This window comes from Synechococcus sp. WC10meta (assembly GCF_047461475.1).
Map to the genome: position 1 here is coordinate 25,521 of NZ_JANSHF010000010.1, position 20,293 is coordinate 45,813.

The 20,293-nt window shown below is 59.3% G+C and carries 20 protein-coding genes and 1 tRNA gene; 6 read left to right on the forward strand and 15 right to left on the reverse strand.

The features are described from left to right. Positions 1-25: 25 nt before the first annotated feature. The gene (zds, locus tag NW804_RS06670) at positions 26-1,483 is read right to left on the reverse strand and encodes a 9,9'-di-cis-zeta-carotene desaturase (protein ID WP_414423158.1); all 1,458 of its coding nucleotides are present in this window, start codon (positions 1,481-1,483) and stop codon (positions 26-28) included. 137 nt (positions 1,484-1,620) lie between these two features. Between zds and NW804_RS06675 the strand changes: the two genes are divergently transcribed. Then, positions 1,621-1,692: transfer RNA gene (locus NW804_RS06675), tRNA-Gly, on the forward strand. 46 nt (positions 1,693-1,738) lie between these two features. Here NW804_RS06675 and NW804_RS06680 read toward each other — a convergent pair. The 3 genes from NW804_RS06680 to NW804_RS06690 form a co-directional block, all read right to left on the reverse strand. After that, complete coding sequence (locus NW804_RS06680; RefSeq protein WP_414423187.1) at positions 1,739-2,326, reverse strand: D-alanyl-D-alanine carboxypeptidase family protein; 588 nt, start codon at positions 2,324-2,326, stop codon at positions 1,739-1,741. Positions 2,327-2,500: 174 nt separating this feature from the next. Further along, positions 2,501-2,938, reverse strand: coding sequence for a peroxiredoxin (locus tag NW804_RS06685; RefSeq protein WP_414405202.1), 438 nt, complete (start codon positions 2,936-2,938; stop codon positions 2,501-2,503). 37 nt (positions 2,939-2,975) lie between these two features. Beyond that, positions 2,976-3,614, reverse strand: coding sequence for an HD domain-containing protein (locus tag NW804_RS06690; protein WP_414421112.1), 639 nt, complete (start codon positions 3,612-3,614; stop codon positions 2,976-2,978). Positions 3,615-4,060: 446 nt separating this feature from the next. Between NW804_RS06690 and treY the strand changes: the two genes are divergently transcribed. Continuing rightward, positions 4,061-6,862: a malto-oligosyltrehalose synthase gene (gene treY / locus NW804_RS06695; RefSeq protein ID WP_414423159.1), complete on the forward strand. Its 2,802-nt coding sequence runs from the start codon at positions 4,061-4,063 to the stop codon at positions 6,860-6,862. A 5-nt stretch (positions 6,863-6,867) separates the two neighbouring features. Here treY and tpiA read toward each other — a convergent pair whose 3' ends face one another. The 5 genes from tpiA to NW804_RS06720 all read right to left on the reverse strand — a co-directional run bounded on the left by tpiA (position 6,868) and on the right by NW804_RS06720 (position 11,595). Then, positions 6,868-7,632: a triose-phosphate isomerase gene (tpiA, locus tag NW804_RS06700; RefSeq protein WP_414405199.1), complete on the reverse strand. Its 765-nt coding sequence runs from the start codon at positions 7,630-7,632 to the stop codon at positions 6,868-6,870. A 58-nt stretch (positions 7,633-7,690) separates the two neighbouring features. After that, positions 7,691-8,410, reverse strand: a complete 720-nt coding sequence (locus NW804_RS06705) for a hypothetical protein (RefSeq protein WP_414423160.1) — start codon at positions 8,408-8,410, stop codon at positions 7,691-7,693. A 3-nt stretch (positions 8,411-8,413) separates the two neighbouring features. Then, a complete protein-coding gene (locus NW804_RS06710) occupies positions 8,414-9,091 on the reverse strand; it encodes a hypothetical protein (protein ID WP_414396060.1) in 678 nt (225 codons plus the stop codon). 98 nt (positions 9,092-9,189) lie between these two features. Continuing rightward, positions 9,190-10,305, reverse strand: a complete 1,116-nt coding sequence (locus NW804_RS06715) for an aldo/keto reductase (protein ID WP_414410192.1) — start codon at positions 10,303-10,305, stop codon at positions 9,190-9,192. Beyond that, positions 10,306-11,595 (reverse strand): cysteine desulfurase, encoded by a 1,290-nt coding sequence (locus tag NW804_RS06720; protein WP_414423161.1) that lies wholly within the window; start codon positions 11,593-11,595, stop codon positions 10,306-10,308. 142 nt (positions 11,596-11,737) lie between these two features. On the opposite strand from NW804_RS06720, the gene NW804_RS06725 reads away from it, so the two are divergent. Together NW804_RS06725 and psb35 are read left to right on the forward strand one after the other, a co-directional pair. Next, positions 11,738-11,956 carry a chlorophyll a/b-binding protein gene (locus NW804_RS06725; protein ID WP_414396054.1) on the forward strand — a complete coding sequence of 73 codons (219 nt, stop codon included), beginning with the start codon at positions 11,738-11,740 and terminating at the stop codon, positions 11,954-11,956. A gap of 98 nt (positions 11,957-12,054) precedes the next feature. Beyond that, entirely contained in the window at positions 12,055-12,360 is a 306-nt protein-coding gene (psb35, locus tag NW804_RS06730) for a photosystem II assembly protein Psb35 (RefSeq protein WP_414396052.1), read from the forward strand. Positions 12,361-12,507: 147 nt separating this feature from the next. Here psb35 and NW804_RS06735 read toward each other — a convergent pair whose 3' ends face one another. Next, positions 12,508-13,659 carry a glucose-6-phosphate dehydrogenase assembly protein OpcA gene (locus tag NW804_RS06735; RefSeq protein ID WP_414405194.1) on the reverse strand — a complete coding sequence of 384 codons (1,152 nt, stop codon included), beginning with the start codon at positions 13,657-13,659 and terminating at the stop codon, positions 12,508-12,510. 110 nt (positions 13,660-13,769) lie between these two features. Next, the gene (locus tag NW804_RS06740) at positions 13,770-15,368 is read right to left on the reverse strand and encodes a glucose-6-phosphate isomerase (RefSeq protein ID WP_414423162.1); all 1,599 of its coding nucleotides are present in this window, start codon (positions 15,366-15,368) and stop codon (positions 13,770-13,772) included. Positions 15,369-15,489: 121 nt separating this feature from the next. Between NW804_RS06740 and ribD the strand changes: the two genes are divergently transcribed. Then, the gene (gene ribD, locus NW804_RS06745) at positions 15,490-16,617 is read left to right on the forward strand and encodes a bifunctional diaminohydroxyphosphoribosylaminopyrimidine deaminase/5-amino-6-(5-phosphoribosylamino)uracil reductase RibD (RefSeq protein ID WP_414423163.1); all 1,128 of its coding nucleotides are present in this window, start codon (positions 15,490-15,492) and stop codon (positions 16,615-16,617) included. 79 nt (positions 16,618-16,696) lie between these two features. Continuing rightward, positions 16,697-16,942, forward strand: a complete 246-nt coding sequence (locus NW804_RS06750) for a hypothetical protein (protein ID WP_414423164.1) — start codon at positions 16,697-16,699, stop codon at positions 16,940-16,942. Here the strand turns inward: NW804_RS06750 and NW804_RS06755 are convergent. The 4 genes from NW804_RS06755 to crtE form a co-directional block, all read right to left on the reverse strand. Then, positions 16,939-17,766 carry a DUF1350 family protein gene (locus tag NW804_RS06755; protein ID WP_414423165.1) on the reverse strand — a complete coding sequence of 276 codons (828 nt, stop codon included), beginning with the start codon at positions 17,764-17,766 and terminating at the stop codon, positions 16,939-16,941. The two genes, NW804_RS06750 and NW804_RS06755, sit on opposite strands and share 4 nt — an antisense overlap. Before the next feature lie 280 nt (positions 17,767-18,046). Further along, the gene (locus tag NW804_RS06760) at positions 18,047-18,646 is read right to left on the reverse strand and encodes a hypothetical protein (protein WP_414423166.1); all 600 of its coding nucleotides are present in this window, start codon (positions 18,644-18,646) and stop codon (positions 18,047-18,049) included. A 39-nt stretch (positions 18,647-18,685) separates the two neighbouring features. Continuing rightward, positions 18,686-19,132 (reverse strand): divergent PAP2 family protein, encoded by a 447-nt coding sequence (locus NW804_RS06765; RefSeq protein ID WP_414423167.1) that lies wholly within the window; start codon positions 19,130-19,132, stop codon positions 18,686-18,688. Between the two features lie 65 nt (positions 19,133-19,197). Beyond that, complete coding sequence (gene crtE, locus NW804_RS06770; protein WP_414405190.1) at positions 19,198-20,091, reverse strand: geranylgeranyl diphosphate synthase CrtE; 894 nt, start codon at positions 20,089-20,091, stop codon at positions 19,198-19,200. Between the last annotated feature and the right edge of the window lie 202 nt (positions 20,092-20,293).

The window sequence follows — 20,293 nt, forward strand, 5'->3', positions numbered from 1 at the left end:
TGTTCTGCTGGGCAGCGAAGGCCCGCTAGGCTGGCGGCGACGGCTGGGGATCCCGGCAGGCGGCCAGGATGGCCTGGGCAGCCAACTGGCCAGAGAGGGTGGCTCCTTCCATGCTGTCGATGTAGTCCTGGGCGGTGTAGCTGCCGGCAAGGAAGAAGTTGGGCACGGGAGTTTTCTGCGGCGGCCGATAGGGCTCCATGCCCGGCGCCTCGCGGTAGAGGGAGTGGGCCAGCTTGACCACGCTGTACCAGGTCAGGTTCAGTTGCCGCGAGGAGGGAAAGAGCTCATGCACTTGGTGCAACACGTGCTGGGCAATGGCCTCGTTGGACATGGAGATAAAGGGATCCCCGGGCGTAAGCACGCATTGCAGCAGGGATCCCTGGCCGGGTTTGTAGTAGTCAGCAGGGCTGGTGAGGGCGAGATCGGCAAAGCAGGAGAAATCGGCATCGGCAGTGTAGAGGAGGTTGTCGATGCCAAGCGGCTGGGGGTAGTCGACGGCGCGTTTGGCCCGGCCCTGGGGATTTAGCTCCGTCACCCAGCCGTCGAAGCGCAACTGCACCGTGGCAACCGGCACCGAGTCCAGCTTGTAGAGGTTGTCGAACTGGGGCCATTGCCGCCACACCTGGGGGATCAGGCGTTTTGCCCCTTCTACCGCCGTTGCACATACATACACATCCGCCTCCACGCGCTCGCCGTTGGCCAAAACCAGGCCGGTTACCGCGTAGGGGGGGGAGTCGCTAACTTCAATGCGGCTAACCCCCCGCCGGGTATGAACCTGACCGCCGCGGGCTTGCAGGTAGCGGACGATGGGTTGGGTAAGGTAATTGTCCGGGGATCCCTTGAGGAAATTGAGCTTAGAGGCGTCCGTTTTGCTGGCAAACATCTGAAAGATGGTCAGCATGCAGCGAGCAGAAATCTGCTCCGTGTCGATGAAGCCCAGGGCATAGGCAATGGGGTTCCACATCCGCTTCAGGCTACCCTCAGACCCGCCGTGCTGGCGGAACCACTCGGCAAAGCTTACCCGATCCAAAGCGCGAATCTGTTGCATTGCCCCTTCGTAGTCCAGCAGGCCGCGAATCAAGGGGCTAGTGCCTAGCGCCAAGGCGTTGCGCAGTTTATCGGCCCAGGAGAGCTGGTTGGTGGTAAAAAAAGCTTTGAGGCCATTCAAGGGCGCTCCTAGGGGAAAGCGAAAATCGAGGCTGGCCACCCGCCCGCCGCGGTTGACAAAGGTGTGGACGTGCTGCTTGGGCAGCAGATTCTCGTAGGCCCCCACCTTTTTCATCAGGGCAAACAGGTTGCTGTAGTTGCAGAAAAAAACGTGCAATCCCATCTCAATGTGGTTGCCCTCGGCATCCTGCCAGGATCCCACCTTGCCGCCGGCAAAGGGCCGCGCCTCGTAGATCTGCACTTCATGGCCCGCCTCAGCCAAGTAAACCCCCGTTGCCAAGCCGGCCAACCCTGCTCCAATAATGGCTACCCGCATCGCGATTTCCTAGGCCCCGCCAGGGGCTGACGCAACTGCAAAGAAAGATGAACTGCTCCCATTCTGGAACAAAATGCCGCCCACTTCCCCCCTTGACAGACAGCGGCAAAGTTTGTCACCATACACTGCTAGCTAGTGCGGATGTAGCTCAGTGGTAGAGCTTCTCGTTGCCAACGAGAAGGTCGCGCGTTCGAATCGCGTCATCCGCTTTCTTGGCACTCCCTTGGCTTCTCTTCCAAGGGAAGGGGAGGTTGCCTATCGCTTGTAGAAGGTCTCTAGGCTGTAGCGGTCGCCCACAAAGCGCCAGTGCCAGGGCTCGTAGCTTACCCCTTGGGGGTTGCCGCGGGGGAAGGACAGCTCAAAGCCAAAACGAGCAGCGTTCTTCTCCAGCCAGCGGAAGGCAGGAGTCTTTTCAAAAGCCTCCTGGAGATCCCACTGCGGAAACTGGGCATCCCCAATGTCGATAGCGTAGCCGGTGTGATGCTCGCTATATCCCGGGGGAGCGCTGACTGCAGCCCGTTCTCCTGGCCGCAGAGCCCGCGCTTGGGCTACTTGAAAAAACAAAGCCTCCTGCTCTGCTATCGAGCGAAACCCAGAGATGGGGACAAGGCGGATCCCGTCGGCTAGAGCCGCTGCGCTCATTCGCCGGTAGCTCTCGGCAGCAGCGTGGCGCAGGCGCACCTCACGACCGTGGTAATAGCCCACTACCTGGAGGGTCTCTGGCGGAGCTTCAGCATAGGCATAGTGGCCCAGCAGAGAGGGCCTGCCCTCTCCTTGCTGGGAAACAGAGAGCTCTTGCGCCAGGGGTTCTCTTCTTTCCTTTGATCCTGGCAACCTGCCCACTGCCCACACCGTTGAGAGCAGCAGCGTAAGCAAGGCTAGAGCTAGCCTTAAGCCCAGCCTCCAGGGACCTGAGGAGCCTTGCGCTTTTGCTGGAGGGGGAGGGTAGCGACGCGCAACTGGAATGTCGTCGTTCATACCCAAAGGCTGGGAGGCAAGCCCTCAGGTTCAGCCTCCTCACCGGCCCAAGTCCGCCAAGATATCGCGGGCGTGAGTTTCCGTATTAATGTTTTGGTAGACCTTAGCAATTTTGCCCTCACCATCAATGACGTAGGTTACTCGCTTGGCATAGCCGCCTCCGTCCACATCGTAGGCGCGGGCAATTGCGCCGTCGCTATCCACCAAGAGAGGGAAGGGCAAGTTGTACTTTTCGGCAAACTTCTTGTGGGAAGCTTGGTCGTCCATGCTTACCCCCAGCACCACCAAGTCTTTGCTCTGATAGTCCGCGTAGGCGTCACGGAAGCCGCAGGCCTCTTTGGTGCAGCCAGGGGTGTCATCTTTGGGGTAAAAGTAAAGAATCACCGTTTTCCCAGCAAAATCGGCTAGGGAAACCGGGTTGCCGTGGGCGTCGACGGTGTTAAAGCCAGGAGCAGGGGTACCGACCGCAAGAACCATAGACGGGTGACCTATAGGACTGCCCTCAGCATTTTCTTCAGCCCCCCTCCTCCCTGTCAAGCGCCGGATTCGGCTCGGCTGTCCGTTGCAACTCGGCCACCACTTCCTGGAGCTCCGCAGCTAACCCCGAAGGTAGCCGTCGTCCCAGGATCTCCGCCAGCGAGCGGTAGTACCATAGGGATCCCTCCTTACCGCCGGAGAAGCGCTCCCAAAGCTGATCCCCTAGCTGGCGAAAGTCCCGTAGGATGCAGCGGGCGTTGTGCAGCTTGTCAGCGGCAGCCACCAGCAGAACCGAAGCGTCTGCGGTTTCCAAATGCTTCAGGTAGGCCGTTTTCCGCTCCTTCCAGTTTTCTTTGGGCTCGCCCCGGGAGCTATCGCTTTCAGTATCCGTACACCCTAAGATGATCTGCAGCACTCGTTCTCCAAAGCGCTCCCGCAGTTGCTGTTCAATCTGGGCTCGTGGCTCGCCACTGTAGCGGGGGCCATCTTCCAGGCTGTCGTGGAGCAAAGCAGCAATGGCCTCATCCTCATCGGCACCGTACTCTAGGGCAATGGAGGCTACGGCCAACAGGTGGCTGAGGTAAGGGATCCTGGTTCCCTTGCGGGTTTGAGCAGCGTGCCATCGGTAGGCGTAGCGCATGGCCTCGGCAAACCGCGGCGTCAAGTGGGTGGACATCGGTCTCTCTCCAGTCGGGGTTGGTAAGTTGAGGAGATGGGGCGGGGATCGTTAGCACCTGGTCGGAACCTCAGAGGTTCAGATCCCAGCCCCCTGCCAAGTGTACTGCTAGGCGAAGGAGCTCGGAGTGATTTGGCTGGTAGGCGGCCACCTCTACTTGAGGACTGGCAGGAAATCCCCATTGCCGCTCAGCAGCAGCTCTGTTTTGGAGGCAAGATAGCCTCCCCTCCCAATTGGCCTTGCAGCTGCAAACGGCGCTGGCTGAGGTTGTGTCGGGTAGAGCCTGAAAATGGGACAGCATGCTACCGTCAGAAGGCCATGACGGCTTAGAGACAAGCTCGGGACTCATTGGCAGCTCCAAGGCTCTGCTAGCTGCTGCCTAGAAGCCAGCTGCAGCTGCAGGGAGTATGTCAACCTGGAAAAACCCTTTCTAGTTAGAGGTCACCATGCGGATCCCGACTTGCACCTATCGCATCCAGTTTCACGCCGGTTTTGACTTCGAGGCAGCACGGCAAATCGTCCCCTACCTAAAGTTGCTGGGTGTTAGCGATCTGTACGCCTCTCCCATCTTTCAGGCTCGCAAAGGCAGTACCCACGGCTACGACGTGGTGGATCCCACCCAGATCAACTGCGAACTGGGAGGAATCGAAAAATTTGAAGTTCTATGGGAAACTCTCCACCAGCAGGGAATTGGCTGGATCCAAGACATTGTTCCCAATCACATGGCCTATGACGGCCAAAATCGAATGCTAATGGATGTGCTGGAAAGCGGCCCCAACTCAGACTTTATCGATTACTTTGATGTTGACTGGGATCACTCCTACCTTGGCATCAAGGGCAGAATTTTAGCACCCTTTCTAGGGGATTTCTATAACAAATGCTTAGAGTCCGGACAAATCCAGCTTCGTTACGATGCCGATGGCCTTAGCATTAACTACTTCAACTTGAGGTTTCCTCTCAATATCGACACCTACGCCGATGTTTTTACTTACAACTTAGGCAAGCTGCGGCGAAAACTAGGACGCAGCCACCCTGACTACGTCAAGCTACTGGGAATTCTCTTCAGCCTCAAGTTTATTCCTAGCAAAGAAGACCTCCTAGAGCGCACTGACCAAATCAATTTTGCTAAGCACTCTCTGTGGGAGCTTTATACCTCCAGCCCGCATATTCAAAGCTTTTTTGATGAGAACATTGCCATCTTTAATGGCAAGCCAGGAGATCCCTCAAGCTTTGACTTGCTGGACAGTCTCTTGGCACGGCAAAACTTCCGCCTTTCCTTCTGGAAGGTAGGTGCTGAAGAGATCAACTACCGTCGCTTCTTTACCATCAATGACTTGATCTCGCTGCGGGTAGAAGACCGGGAGGTCTTTCGCAAAACGCACCAGCTCATCTTTAAGCTTGCAGAGCAAGGGCGCTTTACGGGCTTGCGCATTGACCATATTGATGGCCTATTTAACCCGGAGGAATATCTCCATCGCCTCCGTGAGCGCTGTCCAGATCTCTACATCGTTGTAGAAAAAATACTGGGGCCTGACGAGAAGCTGCCTCCTCAGTGGCCGGTACAGGGCACAACAGGTTATGACTTCCTGGCTAAGCTGAACGGCCTCTTTTGCTGCTCTGAGAACGAGGAGGCGTTTGAAAGGCTATATCAGAACTTTACCGATCTAAGGCAGTCTCCCGAACAGGTAATCGAAGACAAAAAACGCCTAATCATTGAGCGCAACCTAGCGGGGGACATGGACAACCTTGCCTTTTTGCTTAAGCGAATTACCAGCCATCACCGCTATGCCAACGACTTTACTCTCTACAGCTTGCGCCGAGCTCTGGCAGAGGTTTTGGTGTGTTTCCCAGTTTACCGAGTCTACATCCATGAAGGGGTTCTCAGCCCAGAAGGTCAGCAGGCTATCCGCCAAGCTGTAGAGAAAGCTAAGGAGAACCTGCCCATCTTAGTCAACGAGCTGAATTTCCTACAGCGCTTTCTCTGTCTTGAGTTCCCCGAAAACATCTCGGAGGAGGAGAAGAACGAGCAAATCTACTTTGCCATGCGGCTGCAACAGTTGGCCGGTCCTCTCATGGCCAAAGGGGTAGAGGACACGGCCTTCTACGTTTACAATAGGCTGCTATCCCTAAACGAGGTAGGCAGCGATCTGTGTCGTTTTGGCATTTCTATCCAGGAGTTCCATCGCTTTAACCAAGAACGAGCAGCCCAGTGGCCTTTGACCCTAAATGCCTCTTCCACCCACGACACCAAGCGCGGCGAGGATGTGCGGGCCCGCCTGAACGTACTCTCCGAAATACCCGCCGAGTGGGAGAGACATATTAACCTTTGGCACGAGCTCAATGTTGGCTATAAAGTTTACCGCAAGCAAGCCAAGCGTTCGGAGCTGCCAGATCGCAACGACGAGTATTTTCTCTATCAGACTTTGATCGGCTCCTATCCTTTTCAACCAGAGGAAGTTCCGACCTTTGTCCAGCGAGTTAAAGACTACGCCATCAAAGCAGTTCGGGAAGCTAAAGTCCATACTGCCTGGCTTCGCCCCGATACCGAATACGAAGAAGCTACCCTTGCTTTCATCGATCAAATCCTGCAGCCCTCAAGCCCCTTCTTGGAGTCTTTCCTGCCCTTTCAGCGCAAAATTGCCCACTTTGGCATCTTTAACTCTCTCTCTCAAACTCTGCTGAAGCTCACTAGCCCTGGGATCCCGGATATCTATCAGGGCACGGAGCTGTGGGATCTCAGCATGGTGGATCCCGACAATCGCCGACCCGTGGACTTTTCCCGTCGCCTAGCTTACCTCGAAGAAATCCAGCGGCGAATCAGGCAGGATCCCCTGCAACTTATCCAAGATCTTCTGCTCCACCGCCACGATGGCCGCATTAAGCTGTTTCTTATCCACCTAGTGCTCAAGGCCCGTCAGGAACAGCCGCAGCTGTTTCTGGAAGGCAGTTATATTCCTCTACAGGTGAGCGGCTCCTATGCCAACCACGTCATAGCCTTTGCCCGTCAGCACGATAAACAAGTCGTGCTGGTGGTGGCGCCCCGTTTTTTAACTTCCTTAATTGATGAAACTCAAGATCCCCTGGGGGAATCGGTTTGGAAAGATACGGAAATTCAACTGCCGCGCTGGAAGCGGCTGGACTGGGTGAATGGCTTAACCCAGGAAGAGATCCCTGGTGGCGACAGCTTGCCCGTGGGGGCCGTCCTCAAGTCTTTCCCCGTGGCTCTGCTATGGGGGCAATCTCGCTGAGGAGCCTAGGGAGCCGCTGCCGCAGGAGTCAGGGCCTGGAAGTTGACAATGCGGGCAAACTCTTGGGGATCGAGGCTAGCACCCCCCACCAGTACGCCATCAATCTGCGGCTGGGCCATCAGCTCGTCGATATTGCTGGCTTTGACCGAGCCACCGTAGAGGATGGGTAGATGGTCAGCGCCCAGATGCTGGCGAATAAGGCCAATGACGCGGTTGGCCTCAGCGGCTGCACAGGTTTTTCCCGTGCCAATGGCCCAGATGGGCTCGTAGGCAATCACAAGGTTTTGCAGATTGATCCCTGTCAAGGCGCGATCCAACTGTCCCACAATCCAAGACTCGGTTAGCCCCTGTTCCCGCTGCTGCAAGCTTTCCCCCACACAGAGGATAGGGGTGAGCCCATGCCGCTGGGCCGCCGCCAAGCGCCGGTTGACGGTTTCATCCGTTTCGCCAAAGTACTGCCGTCGCTCGCTGTGGCCAACGATAACGTAGCGCACCCCCAGCTCTACCAGCATGGGGCCGGAGATCTCTCCCGTAAACGCCCCTTGATCCTCCCAATGCAGGTTTTGCGCTCCCACAGCTATGCCGGATCCCCGCGTTTCTTCTGCCACCACGGCCAGGTCTGTAAAGGGCACGCACAGGATGATCTGCCGCTGCGGCATCACCCCTGAAGACGACGCTTGCAGGGCTGGGCCAAACTCGCGGAGAAACTGGCGGGCCTCCACCTGGGTTTTGTGCATTTTCCAGTTGCCCGCGATGAGGATGGGACGCAAGCTAGATCCTCCCTAAGCGACACAACGATCCCAAAGGGGAATCCCGATTTCGAGTGTATCAGCAAGCGGTTCCAAAAGAGGGCGGAGGAGCTTGCTGGCGGCGCTCTTCCAAGCTGGCTGCTATAGCAGCTAGGCAGTCTTGCAGGGGGGAGCCCCGCTCCAGGTGCTGGACGGCAACGGCATAGGCTTCAGGGTGGGCTTGCAACAATGCCCGGCTCTGGCGCAAGAAGCGGTTCATTTGAACCCTCACTTGAGCAGCAGAGGCCAAAGGCGGGGCAGCCCGGATCCCTGACAGGAGCTTAGCCAACTGTTGCCTATCCTCCTCATCCCCCACCACTTGGCCATAGTGCAGAGACTCTGCGGCAGCCCCTGCCATCCAAAACAGGCCGTAGCGCTCCAGATCTGCCCAGGAGAGGCCCCCCTGGGCTTCCCAGGTGTGCATGGGGGCCGGATCCAGCTCCACTCCGCCGTAGCCCGGGATCCCTCGTCGGAAGGCTTGCCAAGGGCTGAGCACGTAGCCGCGCAAGGGGATCCCCAGCAGGTGGGCCACCAAAATGTGTCCCGCCTCGTGGCGGATGACCCGCTGCCGATAGGCTGGAGAAGCCCAATCCAGAAGCGCGCCCAGCAACCCCAATAGCCGCCCCCCGAAGGCCACCTGTTCGACAATCCCCAAGGCCACCATCCCAGCCAAAGGCAGAGCTAGCCACGGCCCCAGAGCTGCCGAAGCCACCAAGGCCGCCACGATCCAAGCCGCGCGGGTGATTCCAGCTTCCGACATCGCTTAGGCTTTTGCCTCCGGGCCTAGCTCGAGCGCCAACAGCTCATCGGCCAACTGCAGAAACGCCTCCCGATCCAAATAGGAAACATCCCCTACCCATTCCCCTAGCTTGACCACGTAGACTTCGCTCAAAGTCGGCCGGCGCCGCAGATCGCGCGAATAGGCTTTCACCAACGCCAACACCGATTGTTTCTTAACAATTCGCCGGTAGCGGGGATCATCCCTAGCCCGCACGCGGTAAGTAACCCCTGTCTCATCGCCAATTTCCATCTCAAACTGGCGCTCTCGCACCTCCTCGATGTAGAGCTCCCCGTCCTCATCCAGCTTTTTCCGCTCTTCCACCACCACCTCGTAGCGGCGGGTGCTCAACACCTGGCCAAAAAAGAGCCCTCCGTAAGGGATCTCGCGAAAAGCCATCTGCCGGCGGGAGATGGTGTAGAGGGGCCCCCACAGGAAGGGGTAGAGCAACGAGAGAAACCCTGCCAGAAAGGAGACTGCCCCCAGGAAGGATCCCTCGCCAAAAGCGCGAGACAGCACCAGCAGCGCTACGCCCACCAAAATCGCCGTAATGATCCGGCCTACGCTGTTGAGGGCATCGCTCCAGTAAGCGGCGTACTGGAGCCGCGTAGGCACTAGCGGGATCACCGACTCGCACTCTTCTGGGGTAAGCTCCAACAACATGCCCCGGGATCCTCGAAAGAACCAGACCCCATCTTAGAATGAGGCAGAGAGGCTCTGGGGCAAGTTTCCGGGGTCAGACAGCAGGTGGCCCATTTTCTTCACTCCCACAGCCGCCGAATGGGAGAGCGGTGCAAAAGGCGGTGGGTTTCAGCCAACAAGTCCGGGATCGGCAGGTGCTCCGGACAGCGAGGCAGACAGTCGCCGCACTCGGTGCAGCGGTCAGCAGGTACTCCCGGGAACCAGTGCCCCGCCTGGCCAAACATGTTGTAGCGATACTGGGCAAACTCCGTCATCTCGTGGGCAATGGCCAAGTTGCGCAGCCGCAGCACCTCTGGGATGTGGATCCCTTCTGGACAGGGTAGGCAGGCATAGCACTGGGCACAGCGGCTGGACCCCAGGCGCTCCTCTTCTGCTTGGCGCAGCCGCTCCTGCACCGCTAGGCCCTCCGTCCACCAGCGCTCCGGATCCTGCAGGGCCACCAGGGCTGTTTGTAACTCGTCAGGATGGGTGATGCCTAGGCTGAGGGTGTGGATGCGGGGATCCGCCAGCAAAAAGCGGTAGGCAAACTCCAAGGGGCTAAAGGGCGCACAGCTCTCCTGCAGGCGCTGGGGTGGGCGGTAGAGCATTCCCCCCTTGTCGGCGGGGGAGATGATGAACACCCCCATATCCTGCTGGGCCGCCGCCTCTAGGGCCGGTGCATTGCGCTGCTGGAAAAAGTGGTAGTGCAAATTAACAAAGTCAAACTGGCCGGTCTGGATGGCCTCTAGGATTAGCTTCAGGGATCCATGGGTGGAAAAGCCGATGTAGCGCACCAGGCCCTCCTGCTGCGCCTGCCTGAGCAGCGGCAACCCTTCCCGCAGTACCCACTCCAGGTGTTCGGGCAGGTTGATGCCGTGGAAGGCAAACTGATCCAGATACTCCACCTGCAGCCGCCGCAGGGATCCCTCTAGTCGTTCCCGCAGCCTCTCGCCGGGCGTAAGCTTGGTGGTCAGGATCAGGCGCTGCCGCGGCACTGCCAGCTTCTGCAGGATCTCCCCCAAGAGCACCTCCGCATGGCCGTAGGCCTGGGCCGTTTCCAGGTGGTTGATCCCTGCCTCCAGCGCCGCTGCCACCGTGGCCTGGGCCTGCTCCGGCGGCACGTTGACCAGCCGCATGCTGCCCAGGGAAAAAGCCGACATGAGCTGCTGGGTGCGCCCAAAGCGGCGGTAGAGCATCTAGCCCAAGGCCTCCCTGAAAAACGCCACTGCCTCCGCCAGCACCTCGAGGAAGCGATCCACCTCGGCCAGGGTGTTGTAGAGGTAGACGCTGGCCCGCGCTGTCGATTGCACCTGCAAGTGGCGGTGCAGCGGCTGGGTGCAGTGGTGGCCAGCCCGGATGGCGATCCCCTGCTCATCCAGCAGCGTAGACAGGTCGTGGGGGTGGATGCCCTCCGCCGAAAAGCTGACCAGTCCTGCCCGGCGCGCCGGATCCTTGGGGCCATAGATCTTCAGGCCTGGAATGCGCTGGAGCCCCTCCAGGAGGCGAGCGGTTAACTTTTGCTCATGGGCATGCACGCGCTCTAGCCCAATCTGGCTCAAGTAGTCTACGGCTGCCCCCAAACCCACCGCTTGGGCAATGGCCGGCGTGCCCGCCTCAAACTTGTGGGGGATATCGGCGTAGGTGGCGTGATCCCAGTACACCTCAGCAATCATCTCGCCCCCACCCAAAAAGGGCGGCATGGCCCGCAGCAGCTCCCGCTTGCCGTAGAGCACCCCAATCCCAGTGGGGCCGCACATCTTGTGCCCAGAAAAGGCCAGCCAATCGCAATCCAGGGCCTGTACATCCACAGGCATGTGGGGCACACTCTGACAGGCATCCAGCAACACCCTAGCCCCGTAGCGATGGGCTAACTCAATCACCTCCCGAACCGGGTTGATGGATCCCAGCATGTTGGAGACGTGAGCTACCGCCACTAGGCGGGTGCGATTGCCCAGCAGAGAGCGGTAGTGCTCCAGATCCAGCTCGCCTTCGGGCGTGACCTGGATAAACCTAAGGCAGGCCCCTGTCTTCTGAGCCACGAATTGCCACGGGATCAAATTGCTGTGGTGCTCCATCACCGACAGGATGATCTCGTCTCCCCGCTCTAGGGTGCTCATGCCCCAACTGTAGGCCACTAGGTTAATGGCCTCGCTGGCGTTGCGGGTGTAGATGATCTCCTGCGGGGAGGGCGCATTGACCAAGCGGGCAATCTTCTCCCGCGCCCCTTCGTAGGCCTCTGTGGCTTCGTTGCCCAGGGTATGCACCCCCCGGTGCACGTTGGCGTTGCTGTGCCGATAGTAGAGGTCCATTGCCTGCAAAACCGCCAGCGGCTTCTGGGAAGTGGCCGCATTGTCGAAGTAGATGAGCGGCTGGCCGTTGATTTGGCGCTGCAGGATTGGAAAATCCGGCCGCACCTGGGCAGCTAGGTCGGCAGCGGCATCAAAAGCCTGGCCCAGCTTGGGGGAAGAAAGAGGGGATACCGCCATAGTCTGCGCAGAAGCCTATCTCCCTCAGTATGGCATCGCTCTAGGATCCACCCCGAAAACTCTCCCTTGCCGGCAGAAGAGAGTTGTCACAAACTGTAATTTGATGTTAATTTTCTTTGAGAAAGGTTATGAGGTATTAACCATGCAACCCTCTCCCCGGATCCCTTCTCGCCTGGATTCTGCTTCCGTAGCTAAGTACTACGACACCACCAACGACTGGATCCCGGGCTGGACGGAGCAGGCGGAGCGCTGGAATGGCCGCCTGGCTATGGTGGGCTTTGTCATCAGCATCGCCACCGAGGCGCTAGTGGGCCACAGTGTTTTCGCCAGCACCCTTGCCCAGTGGCTGGGACTGCGGTAGCTCTGGCAAGGCAAGCTAGAGAAAGCGGCGGCGGGCCGCTAGGATCCCAGTTCTTCTCCCGCCAGCTTGTTGGCTTAGCACTTCGACACTAGACAGCAATGCTTGACAACCCCTTCCTCCCCTACATTGCTGTGATGGTAACAGGCCTAGTGGCTGCCGTTGCCCTGGGTTCGATAGCGTTCTTTAACTCCAAGCGCCCTGCAGGCTGGGAGGGTGCTGTTCGTCCACCCTATGTGCCGCAGTATGGGCAAGAGGGCGAAGCTCCACCGGCATGGGAAATTGGCTGGACGGAGCAAGCTGAGCGCTGGAACGGGCGGCTGGCCATGCTGGGGTTTGCCATTAGCATCGCAGTGGAAGCACTAGTAGGCCACAGTGTGCTGGCCTTTGTCCTAGGCCTGCGCTAACAGCCGGCCCGGATTTCTTGAGCAGGTCTCTTGGGACGTCCTGAGCAGCCAAGGCTTTCGTTGGCCAAGCGGTGGGTTGGGTAGAGCTTGAACATAAAACGGGATCCGTCTCCCCAAGACCGATTTTCTTCAAGCAGGCTCAAGACTCTACCCCGTTGCTGCGCTTTTGCTCAACTTGAGGATCTGGGCCGCCACGCCTAGGGTTTCTTCGTAAAGATAGTCAGGGCCAGGCCGCTGCAACTCGGCAGCCAGCAGCGTTTCCAAGGAATCCTGCTCCAGGGGTGCCACCTGGCGAACCACGCATCTCTGGGCACCTCCCCTGGCTTCCATGCGCATGCAGCCGGTGGTTTCCGAACAAAGCACGGTGCAGGCGTTGGCTTCCTGGTTGCTCGAGGTGAGGCGCAGCCCAATGAGGTCCCCCGGCTGGCTAGTCTCCGAGACCAGGGGTACGGCGGCCAACTCTGCCTTCACCTCACCTCCAGCTTGAGTTTGGAAGCGGATGAAGTCAATCTCATAGTCCTGTTCCCGGGTCTGCGCTCGCTCGGTGGGCGTCCACCCCAGACGGCTGGCCAGCCAGCTCAGGAAAAGGAGGGCCTGGCAGGGGTTGCCGGCCTTGTAGTCAATGGTTACCTGATCTATCCAGTACAAAGACTCCCGCCGCTCTGGCGGGTCGAAGGCTTGGGCAGTGAGTTCCTGCCAGGGCAGCAGCCGGCGCCAGTTGAGATCCCCGCAGTGGTGTCCCTCGCTGACGAGAAGATTCATCTCCTGCAAGTCTTCCTCGGGATTGACAAAGCCCCGCGAGTCAACGATGACGCGGCTGCTTAGAGCCACCAACTTCTGAAACAGCAAGCTGTTCAAGTCCAGGTTGCCTTGCCACCACAGGAAGGTGGGCAAGTTGGGGATCAACAGCGAGGCGACGGTGCTGCAAGCCCGCACAAGAGCCGATTCCGGTGCCTTCAGGGTGATGTATTCGCAACACACCAGCGAGCTGCGCTGTTCGCGCGTCACCGGACAGTAGGCAGCTACCTGGGCCTCGAGGGTGTCGTCTGTGGCTCCCTCCCGTTTGGCCCGCAGGTCAATGACGCGGCAGGGGTTTTGGCTAGCAATGGCCTCGACGGTGGGGGAAGGCAGCAGCAGGGCATCGTCTAGCGACTCATACACCACCAGGGTAAAGGTGGCAGCCCGGGCGGCAACGCTCTCTTCCTTGGAGGACCAGATTTTGTTTAGCTCCTGCTCGATTTCCTCCAGGGAGACGTCTTTTGGGGCTTGCAAAGGCAGGACGGCAGCAGGTTGGTCCATCGTCTCCTCCTGCAGTGGGCTTTTGCTTGATTCTAGGCAGACAGACCGGCTGCCCAGGAGGGGTTTAAGGTGAGATACAGATCTTTCTTCAGGCTGCCTCTTCTAAACCCTCAGGCCAGACGCGGCTGGATGCTCAGCTCCAAGGGTCGGCCAGGATCCCCCACAAGCACCAGACCGCGGCCATTGGCGTGTAGATGCCGCACAATCCAGTACAGCGTTTCGATGCGCTCCGGGCAGCCCAGTTTTTCTGCCAACTGAGTTAGGGTCAGGGATCCCTTTTGCTCTTGCATCACCTCCAGCACCTGACGCTGGAGCTGCAGGACGGCGCTAGCCGCTTTCTTGCCGGCTTCCACCCCCGGCTGGTGATAGGCGTTGACCTGGATCAAGGAGGCGTAGAGGCCCACTGCCCGTTCGTAGAGGGCAATCAGGGCCCCCACGGAGCGGGCATCCACCCGCGGCAGCGTCACCGTGATGGAGTCGCGCCCGTTTTCGTAGAGAGCCTGGCGGGTGCCCTGCAGTAGGCCATCCAGGTAGTCGCCGCTGGTTACCAGTGGCTCTACGAAGGGGGAAGGGATCCCGGGCTCGCGATCCTGGAGCACCTCGATGAAGGTGACGAAGAAGTTGTTCAAGCCCTCCCGCAACTGCTGCACGTAGGCGTGCTGATCGGTGGTGCCCTTGTGGCCGTAGACGGTGAGGCCCTGCTCCACCAGGTTGCCCTGCAGGTCGTGGGACTTGCCTAGGGACTCCATCACCAACTGCTGCAGGTAGCGGCTAAACAGGGCCAGGCGGTCTTTGTAGGGTAAAACCACCATATCCTTGCGCCCCCGCCCCTCGCCGACGATGTACCAAGCCATGGCCAAGAGGGCAGCGGGGTTGCGCTCTAGGTGGGGCACGCGGGTGGCCTCGTCCATGGTGGCGGCCCCGGCCAGCAAAGCCCGGATGTCGATCCCCTGCAACGCTGCCGGCAACAGGCCTACTGCCGAAGTTTCTGACGTGCGCCCCCCCACCCAGTCGAAGATGGGGAAGACCGCCAGCCACCCTTCCCGCTGCGCCTGCTGCTCCAATTGGCTGCCGGGACCGGTAACGGCTACTGCCTGGCTGGCAAAGGGGATCCCGGCCTTTTGGTAAGCCAGCGCCACCTCCACTAAGCCGTTGCGCGACTCGGGCGTGCTACCGGATTTGGAGGCGACAACCACCAGGGTCTGTCCCAGTTTGCCTGCTAGCCGTCCCAGCACCCGATCAAACCCGTCGGGATCCGTATTGTCGATAAAGTGAATGTTCAAGGGCGGCTGCAGCGGAGCCAAGGCCTCCGCCACAAATTGCGGCCCCAGGGCCGAGCCGCCAATGCCAATCCAGAGCAGCTCGGTGAAACGCCCTCCTCCACTTGCCGGGATCACGCCGCCGTGGATCTTCTTGGCAAAGCTCTCCACCTGTTCAACGCAGTCTTGAATTGCCTGCCGGATTTCGGCAGTGGGAGCCAGCTCCGGCGCCCGCAGCCAATAGTGGCCCACCTGGCGACCTTCGTCCGGGTTGGCGATGGCCCCGGCTTCTAAGGCCTGCATTTCAGCAAAAGCCCGGGCAAAGAGAGGCCGCAGCGCCTCCACTTGGGCAGGGGTAAAACGGATGCGGCTGATATCCACAAAAATTTCCAGCTCGGGATGGTAGTAGAGCCAATCGCAGTAGCGCTGCCAAAGTTGAAGGCTGTCCATAGGATCCCTGCCGCCAAAGCCGTAACCAGCTTACCAAAGCCGTGCCGCAGCCGGCTCCCTGCCAAGAAGCAGCTAGGATCCAAAACACCGCCTGCTAAAGTGCTCCCCGAAAGCGCCTCCCATGAACCTAGACGCCGACCGGCAGTGGATGGAACGCTGCCTCTCCTTGGCCCGCTCGACACCACAGCGCCCCTCCCCTAACCCGCGGGTAGCTTGCGTCATTGTCCGGGGGGATCAGGTGGTGGGGGAAGGTGTTCATCTAGGAGCCGGCCAGCCCCATGCCGAGGTCTTGGCTCTGCAGCAGGCGGGATCCCTGGCCAAGGGCGCCACCCTCTACGTTAACCTCGAGCCCTGCAACCACTATGGGCGCACCCCCCCCTGCACTGAGGCCATTCTGGCGGCTGGGATCCGGCGGGTGGTGGTAGGGATGCAGGATCCCAATCCGCTGGTAGCCGGCAAAGGGATCCGTCGCCTGCAAGAGGCAGGAGTCGAGGTGACAGTGGGGGTGCTGGAGCAGGACTGCCAAGAGCTCAACGAGGGCTTTGCCTTTGCCATTGTGCGAAAGCAGTGTTTTGGCCTGCTCAAATACGCCATGACCCTAGACGGCAAGAGCGCGGCCACCACTGGCCACAGCCAGTGGATTAGCAACCCCTTGGCACGAGAGTGGGTTCACCGCCAGCGGGCCCGGCACGACGCCGTGATCGTTGGCTCCCAAACCGTTTGGCACGACAACCCCCGCCTCACCTGCCGCCTGCCGGATTTTCAGGGATCCCAGCCTCTGCGGGTGGTTCTCAGCCGCTCCCTTAACCTCCCCCCAGTGGCCCACCTGTGGCAAGTGGAGGAGGCGCCAACTTTGGTGATTACCGAAGCCACTGAGGCCCATCCCCTCTGGAGAGCCCTGGCCAAGCAAGGGGTGGAGCTGCTGCACCTGGATCGAGTAACCCCGGCTCGAGCAGCGCAGGTTCTCTTTGAGCGAGGCTGTCTGAGCGCCCTCTGGGAATGCGGCGGCACCCTGGCCTGGGCAGCCCTCAAGGATGGGGCCATTCAGAAGGTGGCCGCCTTCATCGCTCCCAAGATCCTGGGAGGGGCCAACGCACCAACTCCCGTAGAAGGGGAAGGGATCCCTGAGGTCAACCAGAGCTGGCAACTGCTGGAGCCGCAACTGCAGACCTTGGGAGACAACTGGCTAATTAGCGGGAAGCTGGCTCCCTTCCCTCTGGCCGCTGAGGCAGGGTTAGCTTCTTCCTGAGGCTTTGGACCCCTTGGCCTCCTGCCCATGGTAGGTAGGCAGCAGCGATGTTACACTAAGTTACAGCATAGATTACGATATGTCGATCATCCTTGCTATTGTTGTCTTGCTGGGAATTTGGGCGCTGCGCCTGATGGAGCAGGCTTTCCAGCGGCAGGAGTTCTCGCGCATGCTGGCGGGAACCTTAGTGGCTACGGCTGCTGGTGGCCTCTTGACCTGTTACTTCCTGATGAGCGACATCCTACGCCTGTTGTTTTACCTGCAAGCCCACTCTTCTTCCTCCTATGCCCAAGATCTCCTCTCGGATCTCAGCTGGCTCGACTAGGCCAGTTGGGCTGACAACCAGGCTTTGATGCGCTGGATCAGGAGGTAGTTGGGGGCAAGCAAGTTTTGGTAGAGAAGCTGTGCAAGAGCGTCGACAGGGCTAAACTCTTGCCCAACCAGGAAAGGATAGCTAAAGCCCAGAGGAGTTAGGTGATCCCCCTCTAGACGCTGCCATTCGGTGTGCTCCCCGTACTTGCGAGAAAGCTGCTGATAGAGCAGTGGAATATCGTCAATATCATCCTGCTGAAACTCTACAAGCAGGTTGTTTCTCACCGGATACCGCTCCTCAATGAGGCGATTGGTCTCTGCCGGAGAGGGCTCAAACTCCAACCACAGGTTTACCGGCGGTGACGAGGATCCCATCCACATCCGCCACAGATCGCTGAGTTGCTGTTGAGGCCACGCTTGCACCAACACCTGCAACAGCGGCAGCGCCCGCTCCAACCCGGCATTGCTGTAGGCCAAAAAAATATTGCCGCGCCGCTGGGATCCCAAAGAAGGGAGGGCTAGGCAGGAGAGGATCTGCAGCTTACCGCCAAGGCTGTGGCCCAAGCCAAAGAGGGGTAAGCCCATCAAGCCTTTGCTCTGCAGGCTTCTATGGAGAGATCGTGCTGCCTTGAAAGCTATTTGGGCGTGATCGAGGTCGGTGGCGTAGGCAGTGGCTACAACGGCCATGCCCATGCGGGCCAATTCTTCCAACAGACGGCTGTAGAAAAACTGCGGCGCAGATCCCACAAACGCTCCGCCTAGAAAGTGGATTACGGCGCGGGGTTGGGGAGGCAGAAGAAACCAAGTCTCTCCATCCGTTTGCCAAGTCGGTTTCATGGCGCAGCAACCTCACCTGCCATTTGACTGAGATTCCTCCCAACGGGATCCCCCTTCATCCTAATTGCCCCCTCTTTGCAAGGGGAAGGGCAAACTGGACAAGCTTCCCTGAGAAAGCCTTGGCGAGGCCTTGTGAAAGTACCACTAGTAATTTCCCGGGGCAAAGTTAGCGCGAACGGCCCTGGACTTTGGCTAAAATACGTGTGGTTATGCCAAGTATTTCTTGTATTCTGGGCTTGTGAGCTAATCGATGATGAAGCGCTATGCCCACGGGACGTAGCTAGAACAGCAGCGTGCAGAAGCTGGTCAACAGCAGTGTCAATGCCGTCAGAAGCAGGCTAAAGCTCCACAGCCACACCGCAGCAAGCAGTAGGATCCCGATGACCCAGATGAGCAGGGCATTCCAGTAGGGTCGGTTAGGGGCTTTGGAGACGTTAATTCTTTGAAAGAAAGGCAGCAGGATAAATGCCACATCCAGCAATAGACGCGGCAGCCGCAGATCCTGGGGTAGCGGCCGATCCCGCGCTGCCAGGTAGAGCAGCCCCCAGCTCAATAGAAGTGGGATCAGCAGCAGATAGTTGGACTCGGCCAGCAGCGGCCGATCCACCACCAGGGGAAACAGAGGGCTGATCCCCCAGCCCAGATAGAGGTAAAAGTTGAAGTTCAGCAGTGGCCGCAGCAGGGGGGGTAGGTTGAGGCTCTGAATACTCCCCCGGGCTCCAACTCTCTTGCCCCCAGATCCGCCTTCTCGAGGGATCGGCTTTGCCCCAGCTCGCCAACCGCAGTAGTCACAGTAGGGAGACTTGTACCGGTAGGCTGGGATGGGCTTACCACAGGCCGGGCAGCGTTGGAGGGGACGAGGTTGGGAATTGGAGGCCATGGTTATCCCTGATGCGGCTGCTCCAGGATGCCTCAAGCTTTAGCTAATGCCCAAAGCAAACGAGAGGGTAATACAGGCCGCCCCTAGGGCTGCCCCGGCGAGCACCTGGATGGGCGTATGGCCCAGCAGCTCTCGCAGGTAGGGCTCCTGGAAGCGATCGGCGCCTTTCTCTTCCAACCATTCTTCTAGGAGGCGGTTCAACACCTGCGCCTGCTTGCCAGCAGCCTGGCGGATCCCGGCAGCATCATACATCACCACCAGGGCAAAGACCACCGTTGCTGCAAACAGGAGGCTATCCCAACCTTCCTCTAACCCCACGCCCACGGCCAAAGCAGTCACCAGGGCCGCATGGGAGCTGGGCATCCCCCCCATCTCCAGCAAGACCCGCAGGTTGAGCTTGCCCGAGCGCACATAGGCCAGGATGAGCTTGATGGCCTGGGCTAACCCACTGGCCAGCAGGGCAACCCAGAGAACGTGGTTAGCCATCAACTGTTGCAGCATAGGGCTCTCCGGCAGAGGAAGGGGGGAGCAAGGCCTCCAAGGGGGGCAGGTTAATGCTGGCGGCGGGCGATGAAATCTGCCAGGGCCAACAGGGGCTCAGCCTGGGATCCATAGGGGCGCAGCGCCTGCTTAGCCGATTGGATCAGCTCTTCGGCCTTCTGCCGAGAGGCCTCTAGACCCAGCAGGCTGGGGTATGTGGCTTTGGCAACCACTTGATCTTTGCCTGCTGTTTTGCCCAACTGTTCGCTAGTGGCAGTGACATCCAAAATATCGTCGACAATCTGGAAGGCTAGGCCAATATCCTGGGCATAGTGGCTCAACCGCCCCAGCAGCTCCTCATCGGCTCCGGCCAGGATCGCTCCTGAGACCACTGAGGCCTCTAGCAGGGCGCCGGTTTTGTGGCGGTGGATGTACTCCAGGGTTTCCAGGGAAATGGCCTTGCCCTCCGACTCCAGATCCACCACCTGGCCTCCCACCAAGCCAGTTGCCGCAGCCGCATGGCCAATGCGGGCAATCACCTCCAGGATCCGCTGCGGCGGCACCCCCCGCGTTTGGCTGGCGATATGCTCAAAAGCGTAGGCCAGCAGGGCATCGCCTGCCAAAATGGCGATATCCTCACCAAACACCTTATGATTGGTGGGCTTGCCGCGGCGAAAATCATCGTTGTCCATGGCCGGCAGATCGTCGTGGATCAACGACATGGTGTGGATCATCTCCAGCGCACAGGCCGTAGGCATGGCCTGCTCCACCGAGCCGCCGGCCAACTCACAGGCTGCTAGACAGAGGATGGGCCTGAGGCGCTTCCCCCCTGCCAGGAGGCTATAGCGCATTGCCTCATAGAGGCGTTCTGGATAAGCAGGCCTAACCGCGGCAGAGAGGGCTTCCTCCACCTGTTGCTGCCGCTGGCTTAGGTAGGTTTCTAGGTCGAAAGTTTGGGCAACCAAGCTGGTTTTCCTCTCAACTCAGCCCCAGAGGATCCCTGGCGGGCAGCTCTACAACAAGGCCCACAGGCTGACATTATCGCATGTTCGCCCGAGCTCCGGATCCCTCCTGCCAAGGCTTGCTTTGGCTTATGGCGAGGATTGCAAGTACTGGGATCTTTGGAGTGCAAGCTTGCGCCGTTTGTCATCTCGATGTCAGGATGCA